The sequence below is a fragment of the Streptomyces sp. WAC03905 genome (assembly GCF_057371075.1).
This window is the reverse complement of the sequence record NZ_JBXYDZ010000003.1, coordinates 983,772-1,006,328: the sequence shown is the minus strand read 5'-3', so window position 1 is coordinate 1,006,328 and position 22,557 is coordinate 983,772. Positions and strand designations below refer to the sequence as shown.

Sequence of the window (22,557 nt, the reverse complement as noted above, 5' to 3'; positions counted from 1 at the left end):
CGGAGCGCTGTTCCGGGGCCGGATGCGGTGTTCTCGAATCCCGTTCCGGTCCGGTTGCCGGGCTTTGTATCACGGGATCCCCGGTTAGCCAAACCGGGAATCCCGCGGATCGTTGAAGTCCCCTTCCGCTTTTCCATGGGCCGTATACGGCCGCGAGGAGTTCCCTTTTCGTGCACGAATCACAAGAAGCCGCCGACGGCGAGGACCTGGAGCCGGTCCGGATACCGGAAGCCGAGTTGCAGAGCATCCAGGCCAGTGTGGCCAAGCTGTTGGACCGCTCCGCCGAGCAGGCCCGCCAGCTCGACAGCCTGGCCACCGCCCCCGACCCCATGCCGTTTCCCGGCTTCGCCATGCCTTCGCTCCCGGGCATCCTGGGGACGCCGGCGCCTGTGCTCCCGCCGGAGCCGCGGCCGATCCTGGAACTGGAGGGCGAGGCATACGAGAACGAGATCGACTCGCTCACGGACTGGGTCGAGGACTTCCTGATGCCCACCTACGGCGCGGAGATCACCACCGCCGCACCGTGGTGCGGGCAGTGGCAGGAACACCTTGACGTGGTGGCCTGGCTGCACGCCCTGTGGCTGGCCTACCTCCAGCACAAGGAACCCGACGCCGGCCTGGCGGGGATCTTCGTGTGGCACCGCGACTGCCTCACCCATACCATGGCCGCCGTCCGCGCACCGGGCGGACCGCTTTCCGCCTGCCAGACCGATCCGGACCGGCCCGCCCACCGTCTCCTGCGCGGTCCCGGCCGCTCCGACCGGACCGTCGATCCTGACGCCGAGGACACCCCTGGCATGAACGGGACCGTGACGTGAGCGGGCCTGAGCCCCGGCCCGCGTTTAGCCTCAACTTCGATCCGCGCGCCTGGAACGACCTGCTCGCCGCCCCGAGCGACATTCGCGACCTCGTCCTCGCCCAGCTCCAGGACGTCGTCAACGCCCGCCTGTTCGGAGGCAAGCTCACCGGCGACCTCGCTGGCCTGCGCAAGCTCTACGTCGACCACCGGGCTGCATGGCGCATCGTCTACGCCCAGCGCCCGGCCCCGGCGGGCTCCGCCTTCCGCACCGAAATCCACGTGGTCGCGGTCCGCCCGCGGGACCGCCACGACGTCTACAACACCGCCGCCGCCCGCCTGGGCATCAAGCGGCGCCCCGTGAGCGCGCTTACCCACGCGGCCCGCGCCCGCTCCCCTCAGCTGGACGGCTACCGGCCCGTTCCCAAGCCCGGCCCGCCGCCGTACGCGCTGCCGGGCCTACCCCAGCCCGCACCCACCCCCCTCGCTACGAAAGGCCCCACCCGTTGACAACTCACCCCAACCTCCTCGACGCCTTCGCCCACACCCTGCTCGGGACGGCGCCGAAGCCGGAGAACCCCCACCACCGGGCCCTCCTGGAGGCCCACATCACCGTCCAGCAGCTCGAAGGCCGACTCCTGGAGAGGTTCTCCCGGCCGCTGCCCGATAACACCTCGCTGCATACGTACGTGGAGGAGTACACGGAGCTCGTCCTCGACCGCCTCGCCGCCGGCGTCGAGCTGTCCCTCCTGCTGTCCGCCCCCTGCGCCCCGGTCACCGGCAGCACTTCGCCCGCCGCCGCGGACGCACACGAGACGGATGCGGACTGCTGCCGCCCGAGCGGAGATGCCCCGGCCGAACCCGACTGTCTCCCTTGCGGACAGGGGCCGGAGAGCGGCTCCTGCCGGCAGGCAGGCGAAGAACCGGCCGACCTGCTGAAAGCCTGCCTGGCGGTGTTCGGCGCGCTCGGTGATCCGGAGGCGCTGGCGTCGGCGGACCTGGTGGACGGACTGCGCCTGCTGCCCGGTACCGCGGTGGGCTGCTGGTCCTACGCCGACCTCACCCAGACCCGGCTGGCCCAGTTCCTGGCTCCGTACGGGATCCAGACCCGCGACATCACTCTGCCGGACGGCCGGCGCCGCAAGTCCTACCGCCGCTCCGCCTTCGTCTCGGCGGCGTGGGGCGAAGGCCTCTGCTGAACCGCCCCACCCCTCGCCCCGGACCTTCCTGCACCGTTGTGCTCGCCGGCATCCGGCGGGCCGGGACCTCGGACATCGCCCGCATCGACGCGTTCCACCACCGCTGCTCACCTGCCGGTCTTCACCGACGGTGGGGCCGGACCCGCGTCGCAATCCGCGATGCCGAGCGCCTTCTGGCCGCCGGTACGACGTGGCTGGGCCTTGACGCTGCCGGTCAGGTGACCGCGATGGCCACCGCCGGGAGCATCAGCGGCGAGCCGGGGGTGATGGACCTCGGCCTGCAGGTCGCCGACGCCCAGCAGCAGCGCGGCATCGGGACGCTGATGGCCCTCCATACCGCCGCACACGCCCGCAGCAGCGGCGCCCACACTCTGTCGGTCTACACCTCGGCATCGAACACGCCGATGCTCCGCATCCTGCGCCGCCTCGGCCCCGCCGAGCAGACACCGCACGGCAGCCACGTGGACGTCCGCGTCCGGCTCAGAAGCTGACGCCCGCACGCCCGCCCGAGCCCTGGCGAACACATCCGACCTTCCTCACCTCCGGGAGCCGCCCATCTCCACCCCACCACCCGCCTCTTCGGCACCGGATGCGGCGCTCGCCGACCGGATCCACGCCGTCACCGGTCACAGCGTCACCGACCTCGCCGAATACCACGAACGGGGCCTGCTCGACGAGCCGACGGCGGCCCTGGCCGACGCCCACCGGCTGATGCGGCAGTCGCAGCGGGCCGTGGACTACCACCGCGAGCACCTGCGCCGGCTGTTGTTCCACGAGCCTGTCGTGGACACCACGGTCGCGGACCGCATCGACCGGTCCATCGGCCACCTGCGGCAGGCCGCCGCCACCCGCGACACCCACCGCGACGCCGTCCTTGCGGCCCTGGCCGAACTCCAGTCCGCCGGCCCCGACCGTCCGGACACCTGCGTGCTATCGGACCTGTCGGCCCCGGACGCTGCCGCGCTGCTGGCCATCGCCCGCGGGGCCAAGCTCCACGAGAACCTGCTGACGCAGCGGCTGTCGGTCGTCACGTCCTCCGGCACCCGCATCGCCTACTCGGCACTCCAGCGGCTCGAGTCGGCCGGCCTGGTTGCGCGGGATGCCTCCCGCCCCGTCCATGCCGGTGTCCCCCTCACCCTGACCGAGGCCGGACGCGCCACCCTCACCGGCACGCCGCGTACGGACACGGCCGGGGCGACTCCTGCCGTGCGAGCCGGAGCCTGGCCCTCCCCTGCCAGACGGGCCCATCGCTGACCGGCCCTCCCACCCCCACGTACGACGAACGGACCCGTATGCCACCACGCGACTACACGCCCGACTTCCGACTCGACGGCCTGCAGCCCGCGAACCCCGGGATGGGCGAGAGCTTCCGGTCCGCCGTGGAGGTCAACTCCGACATGTTGACCGTGCTGGCCTCCCATCACAGCCCGGACGGGCGCACCAGCTTCTTCGTACTCCACGACGGCACCGCGACCTGGGGCATCCCCGGCGAGCCGCAGCTCATCGCCCTGCACCTGGTGCGCGACACCACAGCCCGCATCTTCACGGGCGACTTCGTCCGCCTGCCGCTGATCTCGATGGCCCAGTCCTGGCTGATCAAGCGCGGCTGCCCAGCCGACGGCATCGGCCTGCCGCCGGGGATGGGTACCAACCCGGCGGACGAGACCACCGCATCCTTGGAGCGGCGTCTGACGGGCGACGGGGACAACTTCGCCCTCCTGTTCAGCTACACCGAGGATTCCGGCCCGAGGCCGGAGATCACGGTGCTGCTGCGGGCCCTCGACGAGCGGGCGCCGTACCCGTACCGCGTCCTGCTGGAGCAGGTGGACACCGACACCTGGACCCACACCCTGCGCGAAGGCGCCTTCGAGACCTTCGAGGCCGCCGACGCGTGGCTGGAGGACCGCGACACCCCGCTCCCGACACCGCCGCCGCTTGGGGCACCGGTCACACGGACTCCAATGGCGCCGGCACGCCCCCCGGCCCCTGCCACGAGTCCGCGACCGGGGCCGTCCCGCTGACCACGCGGCGGCGGAAGTTATCAGCACATCCCCGGTTAGCCAAACCGGGGATTGTCCGGACTCTTGAATCAGCCCGGCGGACATCCGCTGCCCGGGCTTCCCACCCTTGCCCTGCGCCTTGGGCGAGGCATGCCCAATTTTTCTGGAGAGGGGACCACGGTGTCCCAAGCACTGGAGTCCGACGACGTCGTGAGAGCCATCACCCAGCAGATCGAAGCCCGCTACGGGATGACGCTCGAAGAGCTGCGGGCCGCGGTCACGGCGGCACCGGGCGCCGACCCCGGCGCGGCCTCGGTCGTCCGCTGGTACGGGCATCTCGCCGATGCCCAGGAAGCCCTCACCCGAGCCGAGGACGCCCTTGTGGAGGAACTCGGCCGCACGCCGGGCGAGCTGGACGATGCGGCCATGGCCCTGGCCCACCAGGTGAACGCGGCGGTCTCTGTCCGCGACGGCCGCGCCATGGTCGTGCGCTACCTCCTCGACGGCAACGCCCCCGGCAACCGCACCGCCTGGTCCGCTCCGTCCCGCACGGCGGCACTGGCCCCGGCCATCCGGACCACGCCGGTCGCCCGCCCCGCCGCCACCACGGTGCCCCTGAGAGGAGCTGTGCGATGAGCACTTCCACCAAGCCCTCCAGCCAGGACACCCGTCTCGAAGAGGTCTTCGGCGCCCCGGTCGGCGAGCTGTACGCGCAGGTCGCGGCCGGGATCGCTCCGCCGGCGGTAGCCCGGGCGCTGGAGCTGCGTTCCTTCCTCGCGCTGACCGAGGAACAGGTCGCCCGTGTCCGGGGCCGCGTGTATGCCGCCATGGCCCCGGACCGCGACATGAACGAGCTGTCGGCCGCGCAACTGCGCATGGACTCGCAGTGGATGGAGGCCGCCCTGTCCGCCCGAGGCGAGTACCTCACCGCCCTGGGCGAGCTCCTCAAGACGATGCCGGCCACGGGCGTCCGCTCCCATCGGCCGGTCGCGTTCGACCAGCAGCGTCTCGCGGCCCGGCTGAGCCCCCGTCCTGCCCCGGCTGCTTTACCGACACAGTCCGCAACGAGAGGCCGCTGATTGCCCCACCGCACCTCCCAGTCCATCACCGAACGCATCGAAGCCCTCTACGGCCGGCCCCGTGCCGAACTCGAAGCCCACGCAGACGCTACCGGCCACGCCAGCATGCTGGCCGCGCTCCTCGGCTCCCTGTCCGCGGTCGAGTTCGCCGAACGGGACATCGCCTTCCAGACCGAGCGCATTCGCCAGCTGACCCACCCCGACCGCGAGATCGGCCGCTTCACCGCCGGACACCTCCTTGACTGCGCCCGCCGCATCGGCGAAGCCGTAGCCGTCCGCGACTCCCAGGCCCAGCACACCTCTGCCGTCCTGCAGAGCCTGCACCGCACCCCCGCACCCGCAGAACAAGCCCCGGCCATGCCGGGCCCTCCGGCCCCCGCTGCCGCCGCACGGACTCGCTGAACCTTCCTCCACCCACGTTCCCGGAGCACCCTTTGCCTACCCCCGGCCTGCCCGAATCCGTCGCCGCCGACCTGTCCCGCGTCACCGAAAGCCTGCAGATGCTGGCCCCGCGCTGGAACGTGTGGGTGCTGATGACCGTGGCCGAACAGCCCCTGCGCTACAGCGATATCAAGACCCGCCTGCCTTGGCTCGTCGACGGCCAGCTCCACCCCAAGCTCCGCAAGCTGACCGACGTCGGCCTCGTCGAGCGCACCGTCCTCGACCGGCGCAACGTCCTCTACGGCCTGTCCGCCCGCGGCAAGGCGGTCCTTCCGGCGCTGACGGAAGTGGCCCGCTGGGGCCAGACACACCTGGAGAAGGACACCGTCCTGGACCCCGCGACGGGCCAGCGAATACCCAAGCCGGTGCCGCAGGCCCAGGACATCGAGGACACCCTCACGCTGCTCGCCCCCCGGCACGCCACCGCGATCCTGTGGACGCTCCAGGCCCGCAGCGCCTCCAGCGCCAAGGCCATCGCCGCCAGTGTGATGCCCGACTCCAGCCTCTCCGTGATCTACCAGCCCCTGACCCGGCTGGCCGAGGACGGCCTGATCACCCGCGACCGCCACCGCGACGGCCACGTCGAGCTGACCGCGGCCGGCCGGAACCTGGCACCGGTCTACCGGGCCCTGTCTGCCTGGGCGGCCGGCCGCCCACTGGCGGAGGCCGGTGACCACCCGGTCTGGGGGCCGGCGCCAGAGCCGTCCTTGACCACCACCGCTGGGCCCGGCGTGTGGCTCACCACCCAGCCCCGCCGGCCATCGGAGCCGCCCCGGCCGACGCAGGCCGCGTGGAAGCCGGGCGACCTGTTCTCCCACACCGCCCCCGCCCGCCCCATCACCCCCGCACCGGCAGGAGGCCGCACCCGATGAACACCGTCCCCACCTCGACCTCGGCCTCCCCGATGCCCCGCTTCGCCCGGGCCCTGGCCCACACGGGGCTGATCCGCCTCATCAGCGAAATCGACGACAACGGCCGCCTCCAGCGGCGCATGCTCGCCACCACCCTGCACGGCCTCTCCCGCCGCCAGCTCACCCGCGCCACCACCACCAGCCGGCGGCTGGGCCTGCTGCGCACCACCAGCCAGGGCGGCAACACCTGCTACGCCCTCACCAGCGCCGGACGCGACCTCGCCGAGGTGTACGACACCGCCGCCCGCTGGGCCCGCGCCCACCACTACCCCCACCCCGTCAGCGACTTCACCACCCGCGTCCAGGCCACCCTCACCCTCCTCGCCCAGCACCCCGCCACCACCGATACGGCCGGGCTGGAAGGCGAGGCCGGCGCCGGGCTGGACGCCGTACGGGCCGCCCTGTCGCAGTGGGCGGACGACCACGGCGCCGACCTGAGCACGGAGCCGGTCCGGCAGGACACACCTCAGGGACTGGGGCTCGCCGCGTGAAGGTGCCGACCGGGCCGACCGAGTGCCTTGGGACAAGCGTGGCCACGCAGGCGCTCGCCACTCGGGGCGTCCCCCTCACATCCCTCGCATCCCACCCGCCGGGCACCGCCCTCGCCGCTGTGGCCCAGCTCATCCGCGAGACGGCCATGCAGGTCGACGAGATCCAGCAACAACTGCTCGCCCGCGCCGAAACGGCGCTGCGCTCCTTGGAACGGATCACTACCGGGCGGGACACAGTGCGCCACACGGCCACCGACGGCGTCCTGCAGTACGTCGGCGTCGAGATCGACATGCTCGTCGCCCGCCGCGGTGACGGCATCCGCCTGCTCAAGCTGCTCACCAACTCCTACGCGGACCTGCACACCGCCGCGCAGCAGCGCACCCCGCAGGCAACCCCCTCACACGCGCCCGCCCCGCCGCCGGCACGGCGCCGCCCGTAGCCCGTACCCCCTTCTCGTTCCGCTGACCCAGCGGGCAGTGCGCCTTCCAGAAAGCGACGATGACCACCGAGCTCGTGACCGCCGGCCCCCGGCACGCCCTCCTGCCGCAGCTGTCCCTGCTGCGCCGGATCTACCTCCCGCGCACCGCCGACGCTGCGGCGTTCGCGATGACCACGTACGGCATCCCGTTGATCGTGCTGGCCACCACCGGCTCGGCGGCCCTGACGGGCCTGGCGTTCGCCCTGGAGTGGATTCCCCGCCTTGCTGCGTTCTCCCTGGCCGGGGCGATGGTCGACCGGCACGGCACCAAACGCGTCTTCCGTGTCGCTTCCGTACTGCGGGCCCTGGTGGTGCTGGCCGCCGCGTGCCTCCTGCCGCAGGTCGACGGCGTGGGTGCGACGGTCACGGTGATGGCGCTCGCCGCCGTCACCGGGGTGGTCACCGAGTTCTCCTACATCGCGGCCGAGACCGTCGGCGCCACCGCCAGCCGGGACGCGGGCGAGCGCGCCCACCGGGTGCAGTCGGTGCTGCTGGGCATCGACCAGACCGCCACCCTCGCAGGCCCTGCCGCCGCAGGATTCCTGCTGCACTGGGCAGGGGTGACCGGCACCCTGGTCACCATCGCCGCCTTCTCCCTCCTCGGCGCGATCCTCGCCCCGTGGCACCGCGAGCCGCGTCTGGTGGACCCGGACGCCTCCGCGCTGACCGGACTGGCGACCGGCTGGAAGACCCTTATCTCCCTGCCGGCGCTTGCCTGGCTGATTGCCGGACTGACCGTCTCCAACGTCGCCACCGGCATGCTGCAGGCCGCCGCCCCGATCATCGTCGTGCAGAGCTACGGGTACTCCAGCGCGGCCGTCGGCGTCATCTGGTCCGCCGCCGCAGCAGCATCCCTCCTCACGGTCGCCTGCTGCCGCTTCGCCATCGACCGCGTCGGCCTGTGGCCCACCGGAGCAGCCAGCGCCCTCGTCGCCGCCGCGGCCGGGCTCGCCGTATCCCAGGCCGGGACCTACACCCAGTTCCTGGTGCTCACCGCCGTACTGATGGCGGGGGAGGGCGGCATGACCGTCGTGCTGCGCACCCTGCGCTCCCATCTCATCCCCGAACAGGTCTTCGGCGCCACCTTGAGCATCACCATCCTCGTGATGCTCCTGCCGTTCCCGCTCGCAGGCATCCTCGTCGCCCTCACCCCACCGGGCTTCCTCGGCCAGGTCCTCACCGCCTGCGCCGCCCTGCAGGCCATCGGCCTCGCCGCAGCGTTCTGGCGCCTGCGCCGCGAACCCGCCATGCGCGACCGCCACCCCTTGGCCCCGGCCACTACCTGACCCCCATGGAACTACCCATGCCCAACGACCAGCCGGCGGCCGTCTCCGCCTATACCGCCGACTAGGCCGCCTGTGCCGCCGCCCTGCTGCGCACCCTGACCAGCCGCCTCCACACCCTGCCCGCCGACCAGACCATGGCCCTGGCCCGCCTGCTGCGGGCACCCGGCGGCCTGGTCACCGACATGCAGACCCTCCTCGAAGCCGCCCACCACCCCGCCCCCGCAGACAAGGACCCCGCGTCTTGACCGATCCCCGACCGCTCCGTCAGCCGACCGGACGCCCCGTCGTCCTGGTCGTCGCCCCCAACGACGAGCTGTACCGCGGCTACTGCCTCGCCTCCGTCGCCAACACGTACGACGCCGTCGTCATCACCCCCACCCCCCTCACCTGGGAACACCCCCACGTCACCGACCACGAACAGGCCGACCCCTACGACCTCGAGGCCCTCCTCACCGCAGGGCAGGTGCTGGCCGCGCGGCACCCGGTCGCCGGCGTGCTCACCTGGAACGAGACCCTGCTGGTCAACACCAGCCGCCTCGCCCGCCACCTCGGCCTGCCCGGCGACCGGCCCGGCATCCTGAGGGCCTGCCGTGACAAGGCCACCAGCCGGGCCCTCTTCGACCGCCACCAGGTACCCTCCGCCACCTCGATCAAGGCCGCGAGCCTCCTGGAGGCTGCAGCGGCTGCCCAGGTCATTGGCTACCCGGTCGTGGTCAAACCGGCAGGCCAGGCCGGAAGCGTCGGCGTCATCCGCGTCGACGCCCCCGAACACCTCCCCTCCGCCTTCGACTTCGCCACCACCGGCGCCCACCTGCACGGCGGGGAGTCCACCGCGGTGCTGGTGGAGGAGTACCTCGACGGCGAGGAGATCTCCGTCGAGTGCGTCACCCACCAGGGCATCACCACCCCGGTCGCCGTCACCCGCAAGCAACTGGGCTTCGCCCCGTACTTCGAGGAGACCGGCCACACCGTGGACGCCGCCGACCCACTGCTGCCCCAGGTCGGCCCCGTCGCCCAGGCCGCCGTCGCCGCCCTGGGCGTCACCAACGGCATCCAGCACGTGGAGATGCGGCTCACGGCGAGCGGACCGCCCATCGTCGAGGTCAACGCGCGGATCGGCGGCGACCTGATCGGCAAGCTCGTCCTGCTCGCCACCGGCATCGACCTGCCCCGAGCCGCCGCCGACCTCGCCCTCGGCCACCGCCCCGACCTCACCCCAACCCGGCACCAGGCCGCGGCCATCGCCCTGCTCTACCCCGAAACCTCCGGCACCGTCACCGCCCGCGGCATCGACCCCGCCCTCGCCGAGGCCGACTGGCTGCACCAGACCAGCTGGATCCTCGACGTCGGCGACCAGGTCACCCTCCCGCCCGAGGGCGACGTCGACGTCGCCCGCGTCGGCCTCCTCGTCGTCACCGCGGCCAACGCCGAGCAGGCCCGCGAACGCATCGACGCGGCCACCCGACGCACCACGATCACCGTCGCACCCGCCGCCTGAACCCCGAGACCTGGAGCCCCTTGACCGACCCCTCCGACATCGACGGCGACGTGTGGGTAACCCCCCGCTACCTCGCCGGCAGCGCCGCGAACGTCGACCCCGCATTGAAGCCGCTGTTCGACCTCGGCTTCGACCGCCACAACGACGAATACGGCAACCTCTACCTCGCCTCCCCGGACCGCAAGATCCGCCTCGGCTTCCTCCCCGAAGGCGAAGACGACGGCCTGTGGCGCATCACCGCCTACACCGACCCCTTCGCCGCACCCGCCTGGGGCGTCTGCTTCAACGACACCGTCCCCACCGAACTGGTCACCGCCTTCACCACCGCCCTCGCCACCGCGTACGCCGCAGGCCCGGGGGCCTACCTCCGCAACGGCGCCGAACAAGACCGGTACGACGCCATTGCCCCACTCCTGGACGAACGGTGGAAGCCCCAGTACACGGGCTACGGCTCCGCCCTGGCCCTACGGGCCCCCGACAACATGGCCGGCCTGGAGTACGCCACCGGCCGCCTCGACCCGCAGCAGGAGATCACCACGCTGCAGGCCCGCTGGTACATGGAAGGCGGCCCCAAGGGCCCCCGCTGGTACGCCACCGCCTCCACCGCAACCCCCGTACCACTGGTCACCGCCATCACCACCGCGCTCGCCGACCCCGCCCCGGTCGCCCGCTGGAACAGCTACCTCAGCCCCCTTCTGCGCCCGCACGTCCAGCTCACCCCGGTCGTCCCGCCCGCGCCACCGGCACCGACCCCGCTGGACGTACACCGCCGCACCGGGACAAAGCCACGGCCGGCCCTCACCACGACCAGCGTCCCCCGCTGGACCACCAGCACACGCCCCGCCGCACGCCGCTAACCCCGCCCCGGAGCCCATGTGCCACTGCACGCCCAGGAGTTCTTCGCCGAACTCGACCCGCCCTTCGCCACCGGCTTCGTCGTCGGCGACAGCTATTACGCCACCCTCGCCGCCGACTCCGCGCTGCGGCTGCGCATCGACTTCGCCCCGACGATCCGCCACGGCGAATACGACGGACTGCGCCTCACCGTGATCCACCCCCAACGCGGCCCTCTCCACGCGGAGACCCTCGCCTTCGCCGAACAGCACACCTTCACCCGGCGAGACGCCGCATCCGGCAAGTCCCCGGGCCACGACGGGTACGCCCGCATCCGCGACTGGCACACCTCAGGCCCGCCGCCCTGGCAGGGGGCCGACCTCACCGGACTACGGCAGGCCGTGACCGCCTTCACCACCATGTGGACCCACGCCCCAGCCGCACCCCCGAGCGCACACCAGCGCGAGGAGCCGCGTACGACACCGACCTTGGACGCGCCCGGGCTGCATCATCCGGTCGGCTTCTGGGCTTCGGACACCGACTTCCTCGACCTGCTCCACCAGGCGACACTCCTCGTCTTCGACTTCGCCGAGTACGGCACCCTCGACGGCATCCCCGTTTCGCAGAACCTCCGCTACGCCCGCGAAGGCGTCCGCGACACCCTCGGCCTGCCTATTGAGTACGGGGTCCTTGCCGAGGCCGAGGCCGTCGCCCGTATCACTCAGACCGCCGGCCGCCCGTACGGACCCGGCACCGCCGCGGCCCTGGCCCGCATCGACGCCCTGAGCCTGGAAGACCAGCATGCCCTGGTGAAGGCAGCAGCCCACCGCTACCGCGCTCCCCAGGCACAGCCAGGTCTGACCGCCGCGCCCACCATCCGGCCCGCTGTGCCTGCCCCGGCACTCGGCCAGGTCGCATCTGGCCGTACCCCCTGACGTCCGTCCCGGCCCCGTCAAGGGATCCCGGCAGTGCAACCCCACCACCACATCAGGAGACTGTTCCACCGCATGCGTACCCGCACCAATTCCCGCCGCACCGCACCGGCAGCCGTCGCCGCCGCGGCCACCCTCGCCGCCACCACCCTGACCTGGGCACCGGCCGCCTGGGCCGAAGCCCCCGAACCTCAGCCCGGCCACATCGAGATCACGAAGAAGGACCCCGGCGGCGACCTCCTGGCCGGGGCAGAGTTCTCGCTGCTCGACACGCTCAACGGCACCAAGGCCCTCACCGGTAGGACCGGCAAGGACGGCATCCTGCGCTTCGAGGGCGTCACCCCGGGCGTGTGGCGGCTCAAGGAAACCAGCTCCGGCAGCCCGATCCACGACCTCGCCCCGGACCAGGACATAGTCGTCACCCCCGGCCAGAGTGCCAAGCTCACCGTCGTCGACCCGTTCAAGCCCGCCGAAGTCACGGTGACCAAGAAGGACAAGGACACCGGCAAGCCGCTCGCCGGCGCCGTCATCAACATCACCCCACAGGCCGGCGGCGGCAAGCCGCTCACGCTCACCACTGGCAAGGACGGCACCGCCACCGCCAAGCTCGACGTCTCCTCCCGCACCGGCACCCCCTACACCGCCACCGAGACCAAGGCCCCCGACGGCTACCAGCTCAACTCCACCCCCGTAAAAATCACCGCCAAGCCCGGCGAGAAGACCACCGCCGCCTTCACCAACACCAAGAAGGACCAGCCGACCAACCCGCCCACCACCCCGACACCCACCGCACCGACCACCCCGGCCACACCGTCCGGCACCCCCACCACCCCCGCCACGACCGGCGCCCCCACCCCCTCGGCGACAACGCCGACCTCGGCTGCTCCGCGGCCGACCGAGACCGCTTCGAGCACCGCTTCTCCCGCCCCGAAGGGCTCCCTTGCCCAGACCGGCGCAGACTCCACGTCCTGGCTACTCGCCGGCGCCGGACTGCTGATCAGCGCGGGCGGCGGCGCGCTGCTCGCCCTGCGCCGCCGTCGAGAAGCCAACCAGGACAGCCAGCCGAACGGCTGATCCCGCACCTGACACCCCCAGCTCAACAACCCCCAGGCCAGGCCCCAGGAACCGTGCAGGTTCCTGGGGCCTGTTGCGTTGCCCGCACGGGGCAGGGGCATCGGGGGCTCCAGTTCGCCTGGGGCAGACAGGAAAGAGAGGCGAAGGACTGGTGGAGCGCGGCAACCGATGTCAACGTAGACACCTTCCCAAGAAACCCCAGGTCAGAGAGGTGTGCGCTCATGACTGCGGCAGGTTCGAAGCACGGCTTCGCTACGACGATCGAGGCGCTGAGGCTCCGCTCCTGGCAGGTCGGTCCCGGCCAGCCGTCCAGCGTGATCGACCAGTTCACCGCCGAGGACTTCAACCTCATCGTGGACGACCGGGCCGATCTCCACATCAGCAGCAAGGACGGCCGCTTCTACCTCGGCTGGTTCCCCACCGGACGCCCCGGCACCGACGGCGAGGGCTGGAAACTCGCGGTCACCGGGCCCGCCGAGTTCCCCGGCTACCACGTCTCGTTCGACGTCGACACCCCCGCCGAGCTCGTCGCGGCCACCGTCGCGCACGTGCTGGCCACCTCCCGCCCGGTGGCCCTGGGTTGAACAGCGTCCGGCTCCGCCGGCATGACAGCCACCCACGCTTGCGAAGGAGACCCTGTTGGATCGCGAGATCACTGTCGGCGAGGTCATCGACCTCCTGTCGGCCTACGACCGACGCGTACCTGTGCGCCTGGCCATCAACCCTTTCTTCCCGCTGGAGCACACCGTCGCCGGCATCGCCGCGACCGTGGACTCGCAGGGGCGGACGGTCGTCTACATCGCCGAACGAGGCGAACAACTCGGCCCCGTACCGCCCGCGGTCGCAGTCGGCCTCGCCTGGCATGCACCCACCCAGGCACCTGAGCGTCGCCGCCGCTCCGCCACCGGCGCCGTACGAGCCGGTCAGTGAACCGAAACGCACCCGCCTGGAGGCGCTGCTGAACCCGCACCACCCCCTCTACCCGTCCACCCCCAACCCCAGTGCCCCCGCGTACTGGGTCACCCCGCGCCACCTCGCCGGCGACGACGGCATCCTCGCCGACCGGATCACCGGCCTGCTCACCGACGCGGGCTGGACGAGCTGGACCACGGCCCGCAGCACCTGGCTGTTCCTCAGCCCGGGCCGCCTGTGCGGAGCCGAATGGATCCTCACCGACAACCTCTTCCACCTCGGAGACCTCCCCGTCGCCTGGCAGGTCTCCGCCCGCCCCGCCGCCGACAGCGCGCTGGCCGAATGGAACGCCTACTTCACCGCCGGCACCCCCCACGAAGCCGTGGCGGACTTCCTCCTCGCCGTCGAGGCACGCACCGACCCGGCCCTCAACTACGACGGCCCCGACACCGTTCTCAGCGCGTTGACCGCGCTCGGCTGGGCCCGAGATGTGGACCGGCCCGAGACCACCGCGTGGGATCCCGCCCTGTCCGCCGGCTTCACCTGGGGCCCCACCCCGGAGGAGATCCAGGACGCCGACCCGCGCCCCGACCTCATGGGCTGGCAGGCATGGGCCGAGCCCGTACTCGGCGCCCCGTACCAGTGGGCCGCCACCTTCAGCCCGAGCGTCCCGCACGACCTCGTCGCCGCGTTCGCCGCCTCCCTGGCCTCACCCGCCCCGGTACTGCGCCGCAACCTGCCCGAGGGCACCGAGGGCCGCCTCATCCTCACCCGGGCCCACTGAACCCGGACACCGCCGCCCACACCTGCACGTCTTCCTGGAGGATCCCTTGACCCGCAGCCTGCCCCAGCTGACCGCCTACCACCCCGACGGCACGGAATGCCCCACCGCTGGCCGCGACCGGCACCGCCTTTCCCCGCGCGGATACCCCCGCACCGAAGGCTGCACCGGCCGCGCCACCTGGGAAGCCGCCTGCACCTGCGGATGGACTTGCAAGGCCAATCTCAAAGTCGTGCCCGATGACGCCCGACGACGGCACGCATGCTGACGACAGCACCTGCCCGGCCCGTCGGAAGGCAGCCTCAGATGGTGTGCAGCCCGCTCGGCACCCATGACACCAGGCCCGGAACCCCGACGGGGGTTCCGGGCCTGACGCGTTGGTCGACGAAGCGGACCGCGGACAGCGGCGCACCCCGCCGGGCTGGCTCTCCGCACCGAGGGGAGGAGACCCGGCAGAAAACGCGAGGCGATCACCTCACGGCCTGCTCTAGCCTGCTCGCCATCCGACCGACGAAGGGAACCCCATGTCCAGCTTCCAGCCCGTACGCCCGGAGATCCTCGACTTCTACGACCAGTCCGACGAAGCAGGACGCCTGCACGCCACGGCCACCGGCATGCTCGAACTGGAACGCACCCGGGAGCTGTTACGCCGGCACCTGCCACCCGCACCAGCGAGGATCCTCGACGTTGGCGGTGGACCCGGCGCCCACGCCCGCTGGCTCACCGAAGACGGCCACGCCGTGCACCTCATCGACCCCGTCGCCAAGCACATCGCCCAGGCCGCCGAAATCCCGCGCGTCACCACCGAACTCGGCGACGCCCGGACCCTGACCGCGACCGACGACTCCTTCGACGTCGTCCTGCTCCTGGGCCCGCTCTACCACCTCCACGAACAGTCCGACCGACTCGCAGCCCTGCGCGAGACCCGCCGCGTCCTGCGGCCCGGCGGACTCCTCGCCGCCGCCGTGATCAGCCGCTACAGCCCACTGCTCGACTACCTGGCCACGACCGGCATCGCCGAACCCGCCATCCAGGACGGTGTCCGCACCACTCTCGACGAAGGACGCTACTCCGGCGCCCGCGGGTTCACCCATGCCTATTTCCAGACCTCCGCCGAGCTCCGCGAAGAGCTGACGGCGGCGGGCTACGCCGAGCACACCGTCTACGGAGTGGAGGGTCCCGGCTGGGTCGCGGTCAAGGCACTCACGAAGTACGCGGGCATCGACCTGATCGGCACCCCCATGTACGAAGCGGCACTGGCCGCCGCCCGCGTCGCCGAGCCGTACCCAGCCCTGACGGACTCCTCCGCCCACATGCTGGCCGTCGCCCGAGGCTGAACCCCGGACTTGTCCGGTCAGCCAGCGGACGAGGCCTTGCCCAGTGCCTTCTCCGCGTGAGCATCGACTAGCCCAGGCGACCCGGCCACCACCACGAGGACGGCTCCGGTGCGTACGGCGGTCTGCTTGACGACGCTCTCCTGCCCACCGGCGGTGAAGGTGAGCAGCTGGCTCCACGCCTGCTCGCCCAGTGCTGGCGGGGTGAGCTTCTGGGTGGTGACCTTGACGGGCCTGTTGCCGATGACGACCTGGTACACCGGGCAGCCGGTCATCGCGTCGAAGATCTTCTTCGTGCCGTCGGCGAGCATTTCGGGGGTGTCGCTGTAGAGCTCCTCGGACACCTCGGAGTTGGTGCTGCCGTTGTACGTGAACGCGGTCTTCGCCTTGTTCGGGAAGTCGAGGTTGCCGCCGGCTGCGGCGTTGCCGCCGAGCTGCTCGAGTGCGGGGCAGCCGATCACGGTGACGTCGTCCCGGCGGCTCTCGCGTTCGGGCTTGGGGGTGTAGCCCTGGCCGAGGTCCGCGGCGGTGAGCAGGCGCTGGCTCAGCGCGGCCGAGGAGAGCGGAGTGCTCGGCGCACCGGCGGAGCGAGCTGCTGTTTCGGCCGCCGAGGGGGTGGCGGCGGAGCCGGAGGGTGCGGTCGCCGGGCTGCCGGAGCAGCCGGACAGGGCGGCGCTGGCGGTCAGGACGGCGTATATGGCGATGGTGGTACGACGGCGCATGGGAACCTCTGGGTGGGTACGGCGGGTCTGACAGCCGGACCCGCGTGGGGCTCTCCTCCGGCAGATGTCGGGGTGGTGGCAGGGGCCGTGTTTCAGTGCCCGAGGTGGCGCAGGCACTCCTCGTAGGAAGCATGCTGCTCGGTGATGGGACCGCTGACCCGGTTGAACCAGGCCGCATCCAGGCGGGGCTCGGGCTTCTCATGGCCGGCCGGGCAGCGCAGCCACACCCCGTCGCGGGTGCTGGCCACAATCCACCCCCGGTAGGCGCCGCAGTCGGCGCAGGCGTGGACCTCGTCGTCGATGACGAGGGGCACCTCGTAGGGCATCAGGATCCCGGCCAGCTCCTCACGACTCGGCATCCGCAGGTCGGCCGGCAGGAAGTCCTCCACCACCAGGGCAGCGGCCTGTCCGGACGACAGTGGTGCCGGTTCGACGTGCATGGCGTCCCAGGCTTCCCACTGCCGCTGCGCTTGCAGCCGCTGCTGTCGTTCACGTTTGCGTCGAAGCATCAGTTCCCCCTCGTCCTGATCCAGCCGGGCACGGGAGATGGTGCACCAACCCCGTGACCTGCCGCAACTAGCAAATTCATGAACAGGTCACCGGCCCCGGCGGCGGTCACCACGGTTCTCTGCGGGCCTGCTCGTACGCGACCGCGACGATGCCGGGGTTGCGGCGGCGCCGGGGAGCGGCTGGGTGGAGGCGTCGGCGGGGAGGTCTGCGGCGCGGCGCAGCCGCCACACCAGAACGTCGCTGACGGAGGACGCGCTGTCCAACTCCCGCCGCGCTACTGCATCGGTGAGCAGGAGGGCGGGGTCGTGGCCGGCGGCTTCGGCGTCGGCCAGGGTGGCCGCGAGCGCGGGCCAGCCCGCCTCGGTAAGGATCTGCTCGGCCAGCTCCGGCAGCGCCTGCCGCACCAAGAGGGTGTGGCGGCGCTGCAGCGGCAGAGGCAGCAGGCGTCCGCGGTGGTGGAGGACGGCCATGGGCTGGGAGGCTGCGGCCTGGTAGGCGGTCCGCAGGTGTTCGGCGGCTTGGCGGGCGGCCTCGGCCTGCTGGGCGTGCTGCTTCTTGCCGTGCCAGTTGGCGGCGGCGGTGACGAGGAAGAACGCCATGTCGATGAGCATGGCGGTGGTGGCGCCGTCCTCGCCGCGCCCGAGGGCCGGGCCGCCATGAACGAGGTCGCGGGCCGCCTGGCGCAGGGCGCGGTCGTGCCCGCGTACGGCGCGGATGTGGGAGCGGGCGGCCCGCTCGAACACGAAGGCCGCGTCGCGCAGTTCCTTGCGGGTGTGGGCGGCGGAGGTCTTGGCCAGGGCGTCCAGGATCTCCCCGGCCGCCGCGATCTGCGCGGCGATGTCACCGTCGTCACCGTGGTCGATGACCAGCATCGCCTGCCATGCCGCGGTCGTGGCCCAGCGACGGGCAGCGGCCGGCCCGGTGGCCGGGGGAGCGGCGGGCTGCACCGGAGTGGTGCCGTTGTCCTGGCCGGTGCTGTCCGGGGTGCTCCAGCGTTCACGTATGCGGGGCAGGGAGAGGTCGGGGGCGAGCTTGCTGCCGGAGTAGAAGATGGGCTCGCCGTCCTTGTTGCGGTCGTCCGGCAGGGCGACGGTGTAGCCGAGCAGGTCCCCGGACGGCGCGGTACGACGGCGTACCAGCAGGCCGGCGGCGGCGAGGCGCCCGAAGAACTCCTCCTCGCCGACGGCGCCGGTCACCGCCCGGCGCACGGTCTCACGCAGTTCCTCCCGCGGGGTCCGCTCCCGCTGCTTCCGGTCGGCCTTGTGGCGCTCGGCGCTCGTGGGCCGCTGGGCGGCCGTCCCGTCCCCGGCGTTGAGCTGCTTGAGCCCGTACTCGGCTTCGATCAGGCGGGCTTCGGCCTGGGCGCGGCCGGCGTCGTTGTGGAGGCGGGGCTTTCGGCCGTCCTCGCGGACGAGGGTGGCGATGATGTGGATGTGGTCCTCGGCGTGCCGCACGGCCGCCCAGCGACAGCCCGGTGCCCCGTCCACCGGGGCGATGCCGGTCGCGGCCACCATCCGCCGGGCGATCTCGCCCCACTGCTCGTCGGACAGGACCGGGTCCTCGGGAGCGGCCCGGACCGACAGGTGCCACACGTGCTTGGCCGGACGGCGGCCCTCCGCCACCCCGGCGAGCGGGAGGTCGAGGAGCTGCTGAAGGTCGGCGTACGTGGCCTCGGGATCGCGGCCGGGGTCGGGGGCGAGACTGTCCCAGGCCGCCACCAGGTGCGGGTCGATGTGCTCCTCGTGGGTGCCCGGCCCGTACAGGTAGTACAGCAGGCCGATGGTGCGGGTGCCGCGCTTGTGGACTCGGGGGATCATCCGGCGGCGTCCTCCGTGCCGGTGGCGGTGAAGCGCAGGGTGAAGGCGTCCACCCGCGCTGCGGCTCGCTTGACGGCGGCGAGTACGGCTTCGGCGTTGGCGGCCTCGGCACCGGAGTTCGTGGCCTTGGCCACCTGGTTGAGGTTGTTGCCGATCTGGCCGAGGTGCCGGCGCAGCGCGAACAGCTCGTCGATCACCTCGCGTTCGCCGGCGATCTGCTCGGCGGTGCGGGTGAGGTCGCGGGCGGCACTGAGGGCGGCGTGGGCGAGGAAGCCGGACGTGGTCATCGCGCAGGCTTCGGCGGCGGCGACGAGGCAGGCGCGCTCGGCGTCGTTGAAACGACTGGCGATCAAGCGTGTTCGCTTCTCGGTAGGGGGCTTGCGCGGACGGTTACGCGCGGTCGGCTGGAGCGAGGGCGTGCGATGCGCGCAGTGCGGGTTGTGGCAGGGATGCGTCTCCCCTTCGGGATGCGGTCCGCCCTCGGCCGCATCCCCACGGTCCTGCGCCCCCTGGCGCTGGACCGGTCCCGCCACCCCCGGGGCGGGGACTCCTTTTGTAGTACTCCCGACGGGAGTACTACAAAAGGTATAACTTGCTCGCGTCGAGGTCGAGTTGGACTTCGCCTGTGCGCGCTCGGTTGCGGGCGTGGTGTTAGGGCTGGTCATGGGGTTGCGGTCCTCGTTGCTGGGCTGGCCAGTGGTGTGGGGTGCCTGTCGGGGTTGCCTGTCTTGCTGCTCGCGTGGACGGGTGCAAGGGGGGCGGGGTGGCCCGGCCTGTGACCGGGCCACCCGAGTGTCAGGTGTTGCTGTGCAGGCGGTTGACCTGCGGATATTGCGGTGTCAGCCGCATTCGGGGCAGTGTGCGTAGTGCTGGGTGAGGGCCCTGGCCATGCGCTGTTTGGCGCCGGCCGCGAACCCGGCGCTGGACTTGCCCGTTCTGGTGCCGGCGTGGCGGACGGAGTGGTTGCTCATCTGGCCCATCTCCGTCTCGAACCCGGACTTGATGCGGTTGAAGGTGCGGCAGGTCTTCATCGGGCGGAACTCCTCTTCGTGGACGCGGCGTTCTCGTCGCGCAGGCGAGCGAGGACCGGGGTCAGGCGGTCGTTGCGGATCGGGATGCTGTGCTCGCGCATGATCTGGCGCAGCTGCACCCGCGTGATGGACTCGTTGCCGTCCCGCTTGAGGGCCGCCGGGACATGGGGGCGCAGCAGGTCGACGATCTCGTCCTCCGAGAGGCGGGTTCGGGACCGCGGTCCCCGTCCCGTTCGGGGCCGTGGTCCCCGTGGCGTGCGGGACCGGTCCCGTGCACGGTCCCGAGTGCGCATGGCTGCGGGGTTCGGTCCCTGGTCCCCGGTGGCGGGCTCGTCCTCGCCGTCACCGCGGTCCCCGTCCCCAGCCTCGTCCCGGTCCCCGTCCCCGTCGCCGTCCTGGTCCCCTTCGGGGACCGGGTGGGGACGCGGCCCCTCGGCGTCGGTCCCCAGCCCAGCCCACAGGCGGTCCCCGGTGCCCGGGACCGCGAGGGTGCGCTCGTGCCGGGGACGGTCTCCGCTGGGGACCGCAGCCCTGGGGACCGGGACCGTTTGGGGACCGAGGGCGGTGTCCGCCGTCGTGGCGGTGCGGTTCTGGAGGGGACCGTGGCCGGTCCCGGGGACGGGCCCCTCGGTGCGGGGACGGTCCCCTGCGGCGGAACCCTCGGTCCCGTACGCGCGGTCCCCCTGGGGGACGGCGGCGTTGGGGACCGATCGGGGACCGTGGTCGCTGCCGTGCGGGACGGTCCCGGCGGTGGCGGTTCGGTCCCCTCCGGCGCGATGGGCGTTTCCGTGGGGACGGTCCCCGTTGGGGACCGGGACCGTGTGGGGATCGTGGCTGGTGTCGGGGACCGTGGTGGTGCGGTCTCGGAGGGGACCGTGGCCGGTCCCCTCGGTGGTGTGGGGGCGGTCCCCTCCGATGGAGGCCTTCGTCCGGTACGCCCGGTCCCCGTCGTGCTGGGTGCCCGGGCTCCATCCGGGGACCATCCGGTCCCCGACTGCCTCGTCCTTGGCGGCCGGTCCCGGCGTGGCGGCTGCCTGGGCACGGTCCCCGTCCGGGCGCTGGTTGGGCTGGGGGGTTGCGACGAGCTGGTGGAGCTGGCGCATCAGGACACCGAAGGCCAGCAGAGCGGCAGTCGGAGGGATCGCGGCCACCACGTAGTTCAGCAGGGGCACCGGCGCGGTGCCGGCGCCGCTCACGCCGGCCACGTTGAGGGCGATCGAGCCGACCGAGCCGGTGGTGGTCAGGGCGATGGCCCACCAGTCGGTGACCCGGCGCAGCCCGGCCCGCAGCATGAGCAGTTCGCCGGTGACGATGAAGGCGTCCAGGGTGGCGGGCCAGGCCCACTGGCGGATGGGGGAGTTGCCCAGGCCGTGCAGGCCGGCGACCTCGGCCAGGTGCGCGTACGAGAGCCAGAACCCGGCGGCGGTGAGTGCCACGATGACGGTGCCGGCGGTGATCAGGACGTAGCGCTCGGCGCTCTGCGTGGTCATCGGGTGGTGCCTCCGTTCGTCGTGGTGCTGGCGTCGGCCGCTTGGCGGGGGTCGTCGTAGGAGACGGCTGCTGCGGAGATGCCGACGGCGGCGGTTGCCGTGCGCAGGGTGCTCAGGGGCATGGCGACGGCGTGGTGGTGGCGGGCAGGCATGTGGCCTTTCGGAAGTCGTTGATCAGGGCGGCGGTGTGGACCTGTCGGGACACGGGTTCGGGGGTCTGCTTGCTGCGGTCGCGTTCGGGACCGTCGCCGTCGTGGCGTAGGCCTGCACCGGAGGGTTCGACGCCGTCGACTTCGGCCTGGCGTGCTGTGGCGAAGGGGTTGGTGTCGATGACGACGTTGAAGTTGTCGCGGTCCTCGATGGCGCGGGCTTCCTCGCGCAGGACGTCGCGGGCCCAGTTGAGGCTGACCTGCAGGGTGAAGGCCAGGCGTTCGGGGCTCCAGCCCTGGGCAGCCGCGTACCGGATCAAGGTCCTGCGTTCGTGCTCGCTGAGCTGGATGCTGCGGCCGTTGATCACCGACAGCACGCGGTCGTAGTCGAGCCGGTGCTCGGTCTTCTCGTGCCAGTGGAGGCGCTCGTCAGCGGTCATGCCGCCCCAGATGCCTTCCTTCTCCTCGTTGTCGAGGGCGTAGTTGAAGCAGTCCTGGCGGACGGGGCACATGCCGCAGGTCTCCAGGGCCTCACGGATGGCCCAGCGGTCGCGGGGGGCGTGGAAGAACAGCTCGTCGGCGGAGTCCGGGTCCATGCCGTGGCAGGCAGCGCGGGCGTGCCAGCTGTGGTCGGAGATGCCCCGCAGGGTCGGCGGGGGAGTGGTGTTGGAGGTGATCGTGCGCATCGGGAGCTGTCTTTCGGGTACGCCTCACCAGCCGGCGGTCAGGGCAGCACGGCACCCGCGGTTAGGCCGGGGTGCGGCTTGGATGCCAGTGGTAGGCGGGGCAGG

General features: G+C 72.1%; 29 protein-coding genes. 21 read left to right on the top strand and 8 right to left on the bottom strand.

Going from position 1 to position 22,557, the window contains the following annotated elements; translation table 11 throughout:
• Positions 1-170 precede the first annotated feature (170 nt).
• From AC2RP6_RS07495 to AC2RP6_RS07395, 21 genes are all read left to right on the top strand, one after another.
• Positions 171-818 (top strand): DUF4913 domain-containing protein, encoded by a 648-nt coding sequence (locus tag AC2RP6_RS07495; protein ID WP_486445480.1) that lies wholly within the window; start codon positions 171-173, stop codon positions 816-818.
• The gene (locus AC2RP6_RS07490; RefSeq protein WP_486445479.1) at positions 815-1,306 is read left to right on the top strand and encodes a type II toxin-antitoxin system RelE family toxin; all 492 of its coding nucleotides are present in this window, start codon (positions 815-817) and stop codon (positions 1,304-1,306) included. The genes AC2RP6_RS07495 and AC2RP6_RS07490 overlap by 4 nt, the downstream gene beginning before the upstream one ends.
• A complete protein-coding gene (locus AC2RP6_RS07485; RefSeq protein ID WP_486445478.1) occupies positions 1,303-1,995 on the top strand; it encodes a DUF3631 domain-containing protein in 693 nt (230 codons plus the stop codon). Before AC2RP6_RS07490 ends, AC2RP6_RS07485 begins: the two co-directional genes overlap by 4 nt.
• On the top strand, positions 1,974-2,486 hold the full coding sequence (locus AC2RP6_RS07480; RefSeq protein ID WP_486445477.1) for a GNAT family N-acetyltransferase: 513 nt from the start codon (positions 1,974-1,976) through the stop codon (positions 2,484-2,486). The genes AC2RP6_RS07485 and AC2RP6_RS07480 overlap by 22 nt, the downstream gene beginning before the upstream one ends.
• A 220-nt stretch (positions 2,487-2,706) precedes the next feature.
• Positions 2,707-3,249, top strand: a complete 543-nt coding sequence (locus AC2RP6_RS07475) for a hypothetical protein (protein WP_486445476.1) — start codon at positions 2,707-2,709, stop codon at positions 3,247-3,249.
• A gap of 38 nt (positions 3,250-3,287) precedes the next feature.
• The gene (locus AC2RP6_RS07470) at positions 3,288-4,016 is read left to right on the top strand and encodes a hypothetical protein (protein WP_486445475.1); all 729 of its coding nucleotides are present in this window, start codon (positions 3,288-3,290) and stop codon (positions 4,014-4,016) included.
• 159 nt (positions 4,017-4,175) lie between these two features.
• Positions 4,176-4,631 carry a hypothetical protein gene (locus AC2RP6_RS07465; protein ID WP_486445474.1) on the top strand — a complete coding sequence of 152 codons (456 nt, stop codon included), beginning with the start codon at positions 4,176-4,178 and terminating at the stop codon, positions 4,629-4,631.
• Positions 4,628-5,074 (top strand): hypothetical protein, encoded by a 447-nt coding sequence (locus AC2RP6_RS07460; protein WP_486445473.1) that lies wholly within the window; start codon positions 4,628-4,630, stop codon positions 5,072-5,074. The genes AC2RP6_RS07465 and AC2RP6_RS07460 overlap by 4 nt, the downstream gene beginning before the upstream one ends.
• On the top strand, positions 5,075-5,476 hold the full coding sequence (locus AC2RP6_RS07455) for a hypothetical protein (protein ID WP_486445472.1): 402 nt from the start codon (positions 5,075-5,077) through the stop codon (positions 5,474-5,476). It abuts the gene before it with no gap.
• A gap of 32 nt (positions 5,477-5,508) precedes the next feature.
• Positions 5,509-6,387 carry a winged helix-turn-helix transcriptional regulator gene (locus tag AC2RP6_RS07450; RefSeq protein WP_486445471.1) on the top strand — a complete coding sequence of 293 codons (879 nt, stop codon included), beginning with the start codon at positions 5,509-5,511 and terminating at the stop codon, positions 6,385-6,387.
• Positions 6,384-6,917, top strand: coding sequence for a regulator (locus tag AC2RP6_RS07445; RefSeq protein ID WP_486445470.1), 534 nt, complete (start codon positions 6,384-6,386; stop codon positions 6,915-6,917). The genes AC2RP6_RS07450 and AC2RP6_RS07445 overlap by 4 nt, the downstream gene beginning before the upstream one ends.
• Positions 6,918-7,036: 119 nt before the next feature.
• On the top strand, positions 7,037-7,357 hold the full coding sequence (locus tag AC2RP6_RS07440) for a hypothetical protein (protein WP_486445469.1): 321 nt from the start codon (positions 7,037-7,039) through the stop codon (positions 7,355-7,357).
• Positions 7,358-7,416: 59 nt separating this feature from the next.
• A complete protein-coding gene (locus AC2RP6_RS07435) occupies positions 7,417-8,682 on the top strand; it encodes an MFS transporter (RefSeq protein ID WP_486445468.1) in 1,266 nt (421 codons plus the stop codon).
• A 241-nt stretch (positions 8,683-8,923) separates the two neighbouring features.
• Entirely contained in the window at positions 8,924-10,180 is a 1,257-nt protein-coding gene (locus AC2RP6_RS07430; RefSeq protein WP_486445467.1) for an ATP-grasp domain-containing protein, read from the top strand.
• Between the two features lie 20 nt (positions 10,181-10,200).
• A complete protein-coding gene (locus AC2RP6_RS07425; RefSeq protein ID WP_486445466.1) occupies positions 10,201-11,037 on the top strand; it encodes an SPDY domain-containing protein in 837 nt (278 codons plus the stop codon).
• A gap of 18 nt (positions 11,038-11,055) precedes the next feature.
• On the top strand, positions 11,056-11,949 hold the full coding sequence (locus AC2RP6_RS07420; RefSeq protein WP_486445465.1) for a hypothetical protein: 894 nt from the start codon (positions 11,056-11,058) through the stop codon (positions 11,947-11,949).
• A 72-nt stretch (positions 11,950-12,021) separates the two neighbouring features.
• Positions 12,022-13,020: an MSCRAMM family protein gene (locus AC2RP6_RS07415; RefSeq protein ID WP_486445464.1), complete on the top strand. Its 999-nt coding sequence runs from the start codon at positions 12,022-12,024 to the stop codon at positions 13,018-13,020.
• A gap of 221 nt (positions 13,021-13,241) precedes the next feature.
• Positions 13,242-13,604: an SPDY domain-containing protein gene (locus AC2RP6_RS07410; protein ID WP_366449172.1), complete on the top strand. Its 363-nt coding sequence runs from the start codon at positions 13,242-13,244 to the stop codon at positions 13,602-13,604.
• A 55-nt stretch (positions 13,605-13,659) separates the two neighbouring features.
• A complete protein-coding gene (locus AC2RP6_RS07405; protein WP_486445463.1) occupies positions 13,660-13,950 on the top strand; it encodes a hypothetical protein in 291 nt (96 codons plus the stop codon).
• Positions 13,951-13,966: 16 nt separating this feature from the next.
• Positions 13,967-14,716: an SPDY domain-containing protein gene (locus AC2RP6_RS07400; protein ID WP_486450250.1), complete on the top strand. Its 750-nt coding sequence runs from the start codon at positions 13,967-13,969 to the stop codon at positions 14,714-14,716.
• 521 nt (positions 14,717-15,237) lie between these two features.
• Complete coding sequence (locus AC2RP6_RS07395) at positions 15,238-16,050, top strand: class I SAM-dependent methyltransferase (RefSeq protein ID WP_366449171.1); 813 nt, start codon at positions 15,238-15,240, stop codon at positions 16,048-16,050.
• A 17-nt stretch (positions 16,051-16,067) separates the two neighbouring features.
• On the opposite strand, the gene AC2RP6_RS07390 is transcribed toward AC2RP6_RS07395, so the two are convergent.
• The 8 genes from AC2RP6_RS07390 to AC2RP6_RS07355 all read right to left on the bottom strand — a co-directional run bounded on the left by AC2RP6_RS07390 (position 16,068) and on the right by AC2RP6_RS07355 (position 22,452).
• Positions 16,068-16,769 (bottom strand): hypothetical protein, encoded by a 702-nt coding sequence (locus tag AC2RP6_RS07390; protein WP_486445462.1) that lies wholly within the window; start codon positions 16,767-16,769, stop codon positions 16,068-16,070.
• Positions 16,770-16,861: 92 nt separating this feature from the next.
• Positions 16,862-17,278, bottom strand: a complete 417-nt coding sequence (locus AC2RP6_RS07385; RefSeq protein WP_486445461.1) for a hypothetical protein — start codon at positions 17,276-17,278, stop codon at positions 16,862-16,864.
• Between the two features lie 87 nt (positions 17,279-17,365).
• Positions 17,366-19,096 (bottom strand): relaxase/mobilization nuclease domain-containing protein, encoded by a 1,731-nt coding sequence (locus AC2RP6_RS07380; protein WP_486445460.1) that lies wholly within the window; start codon positions 19,094-19,096, stop codon positions 17,366-17,368.
• Positions 19,093-19,761: a plasmid mobilization protein gene (locus tag AC2RP6_RS07375; protein ID WP_486445459.1), complete on the bottom strand. Its 669-nt coding sequence runs from the start codon at positions 19,759-19,761 to the stop codon at positions 19,093-19,095. The genes AC2RP6_RS07380 and AC2RP6_RS07375 overlap by 4 nt, the downstream gene beginning before the upstream one ends.
• Before the next feature lie 174 nt (positions 19,762-19,935).
• Complete coding sequence (locus AC2RP6_RS07370) at positions 19,936-20,127, bottom strand: hypothetical protein (protein WP_366449166.1); 192 nt, start codon at positions 20,125-20,127, stop codon at positions 19,936-19,938.
• Entirely contained in the window at positions 20,124-21,617 is a 1,494-nt protein-coding gene (locus AC2RP6_RS07365; RefSeq protein ID WP_486445458.1) for a DUF2637 domain-containing protein, read from the bottom strand. Before AC2RP6_RS07365 ends, AC2RP6_RS07370 begins: the two co-directional genes overlap by 4 nt.
• Positions 21,614-21,739 carry a hypothetical protein gene (locus AC2RP6_RS07360; RefSeq protein WP_486445457.1) on the bottom strand — a complete coding sequence of 42 codons (126 nt, stop codon included), beginning with the start codon at positions 21,737-21,739 and terminating at the stop codon, positions 21,614-21,616. The genes AC2RP6_RS07365 and AC2RP6_RS07360 overlap by 4 nt, the downstream gene beginning before the upstream one ends.
• The gene (locus AC2RP6_RS07355) at positions 21,730-22,452 is read right to left on the bottom strand and encodes a WhiB family transcriptional regulator (protein ID WP_486445456.1); all 723 of its coding nucleotides are present in this window, start codon (positions 22,450-22,452) and stop codon (positions 21,730-21,732) included. Before AC2RP6_RS07355 ends, AC2RP6_RS07360 begins: the two co-directional genes overlap by 10 nt.
• Between the last annotated feature and the right edge of the window lie 105 nt (positions 22,453-22,557).

Coding starts and splice junctions, on each gene's coding strand:
- AC2RP6_RS07475 (WP_486445476.1), top strand. CDS start 2,707: ATGCGGCAGTCGCAGCGGGCCGTGGACTACCACCGCGAGCACCTGCGC.
- AC2RP6_RS07415 (WP_486445464.1), top strand. CDS start 12,022: ATGCGTACCCGCACCAATTCCCGCCGCACCGCACCGGCAGCCGTCGCC.
- AC2RP6_RS07370 (WP_366449166.1), bottom strand. CDS start 20,127: ATGAAGACCTGCCGCACCTTCAACCGCATCAAGTCCGGGTTCGAGACG.
- AC2RP6_RS07435 (WP_486445468.1), top strand. CDS start 7,417: ATGACCACCGAGCTCGTGACCGCCGGCCCCCGGCACGCCCTCCTGCCG.
- AC2RP6_RS07470 (WP_486445475.1), top strand. CDS start 3,288: ATGCCACCACGCGACTACACGCCCGACTTCCGACTCGACGGCCTGCAG.
- AC2RP6_RS07375 (WP_486445459.1), bottom strand. CDS start 19,761: ATGACCAGCCCTAACACCACGCCCGCAACCGAGCGCGCACAGGCGAAG.
- AC2RP6_RS07355 (WP_486445456.1), bottom strand. CDS start 22,452: ATGCGCACGATCACCTCCAACACCACTCCCCCGCCGACCCTGCGGGGC.
- AC2RP6_RS07395 (WP_366449171.1), top strand. CDS start 15,238: ATGTCCAGCTTCCAGCCCGTACGCCCGGAGATCCTCGACTTCTACGAC.
- AC2RP6_RS07460 (WP_486445473.1), top strand. CDS start 4,628: ATGAGCACTTCCACCAAGCCCTCCAGCCAGGACACCCGTCTCGAAGAG.
- AC2RP6_RS07380 (WP_486445460.1), bottom strand. CDS start 19,096: ATGATCCCCCGAGTCCACAAGCGCGGCACCCGCACCATCGGCCTGCTG.
- AC2RP6_RS07445 (WP_486445470.1), top strand. CDS start 6,384: ATGAACACCGTCCCCACCTCGACCTCGGCCTCCCCGATGCCCCGCTTC.
- AC2RP6_RS07365 (WP_486445458.1), bottom strand. CDS start 21,617: ATGACCACGCAGAGCGCCGAGCGCTACGTCCTGATCACCGCCGGCACC.
- AC2RP6_RS07390 (WP_486445462.1), bottom strand. CDS start 16,769: ATGCGCCGTCGTACCACCATCGCCATATACGCCGTCCTGACCGCCAGC.
- AC2RP6_RS07410 (WP_366449172.1), top strand. CDS start 13,242: ATGACTGCGGCAGGTTCGAAGCACGGCTTCGCTACGACGATCGAGGCG.
- AC2RP6_RS07385 (WP_486445461.1), bottom strand. CDS start 17,278: ATGCTTCGACGCAAACGTGAACGACAGCAGCGGCTGCAAGCGCAGCGG.
- AC2RP6_RS07360 (WP_486445457.1), bottom strand. CDS start 21,739: ATGCCCCTGAGCACCCTGCGCACGGCAACCGCCGCCGTCGGCATCTCC.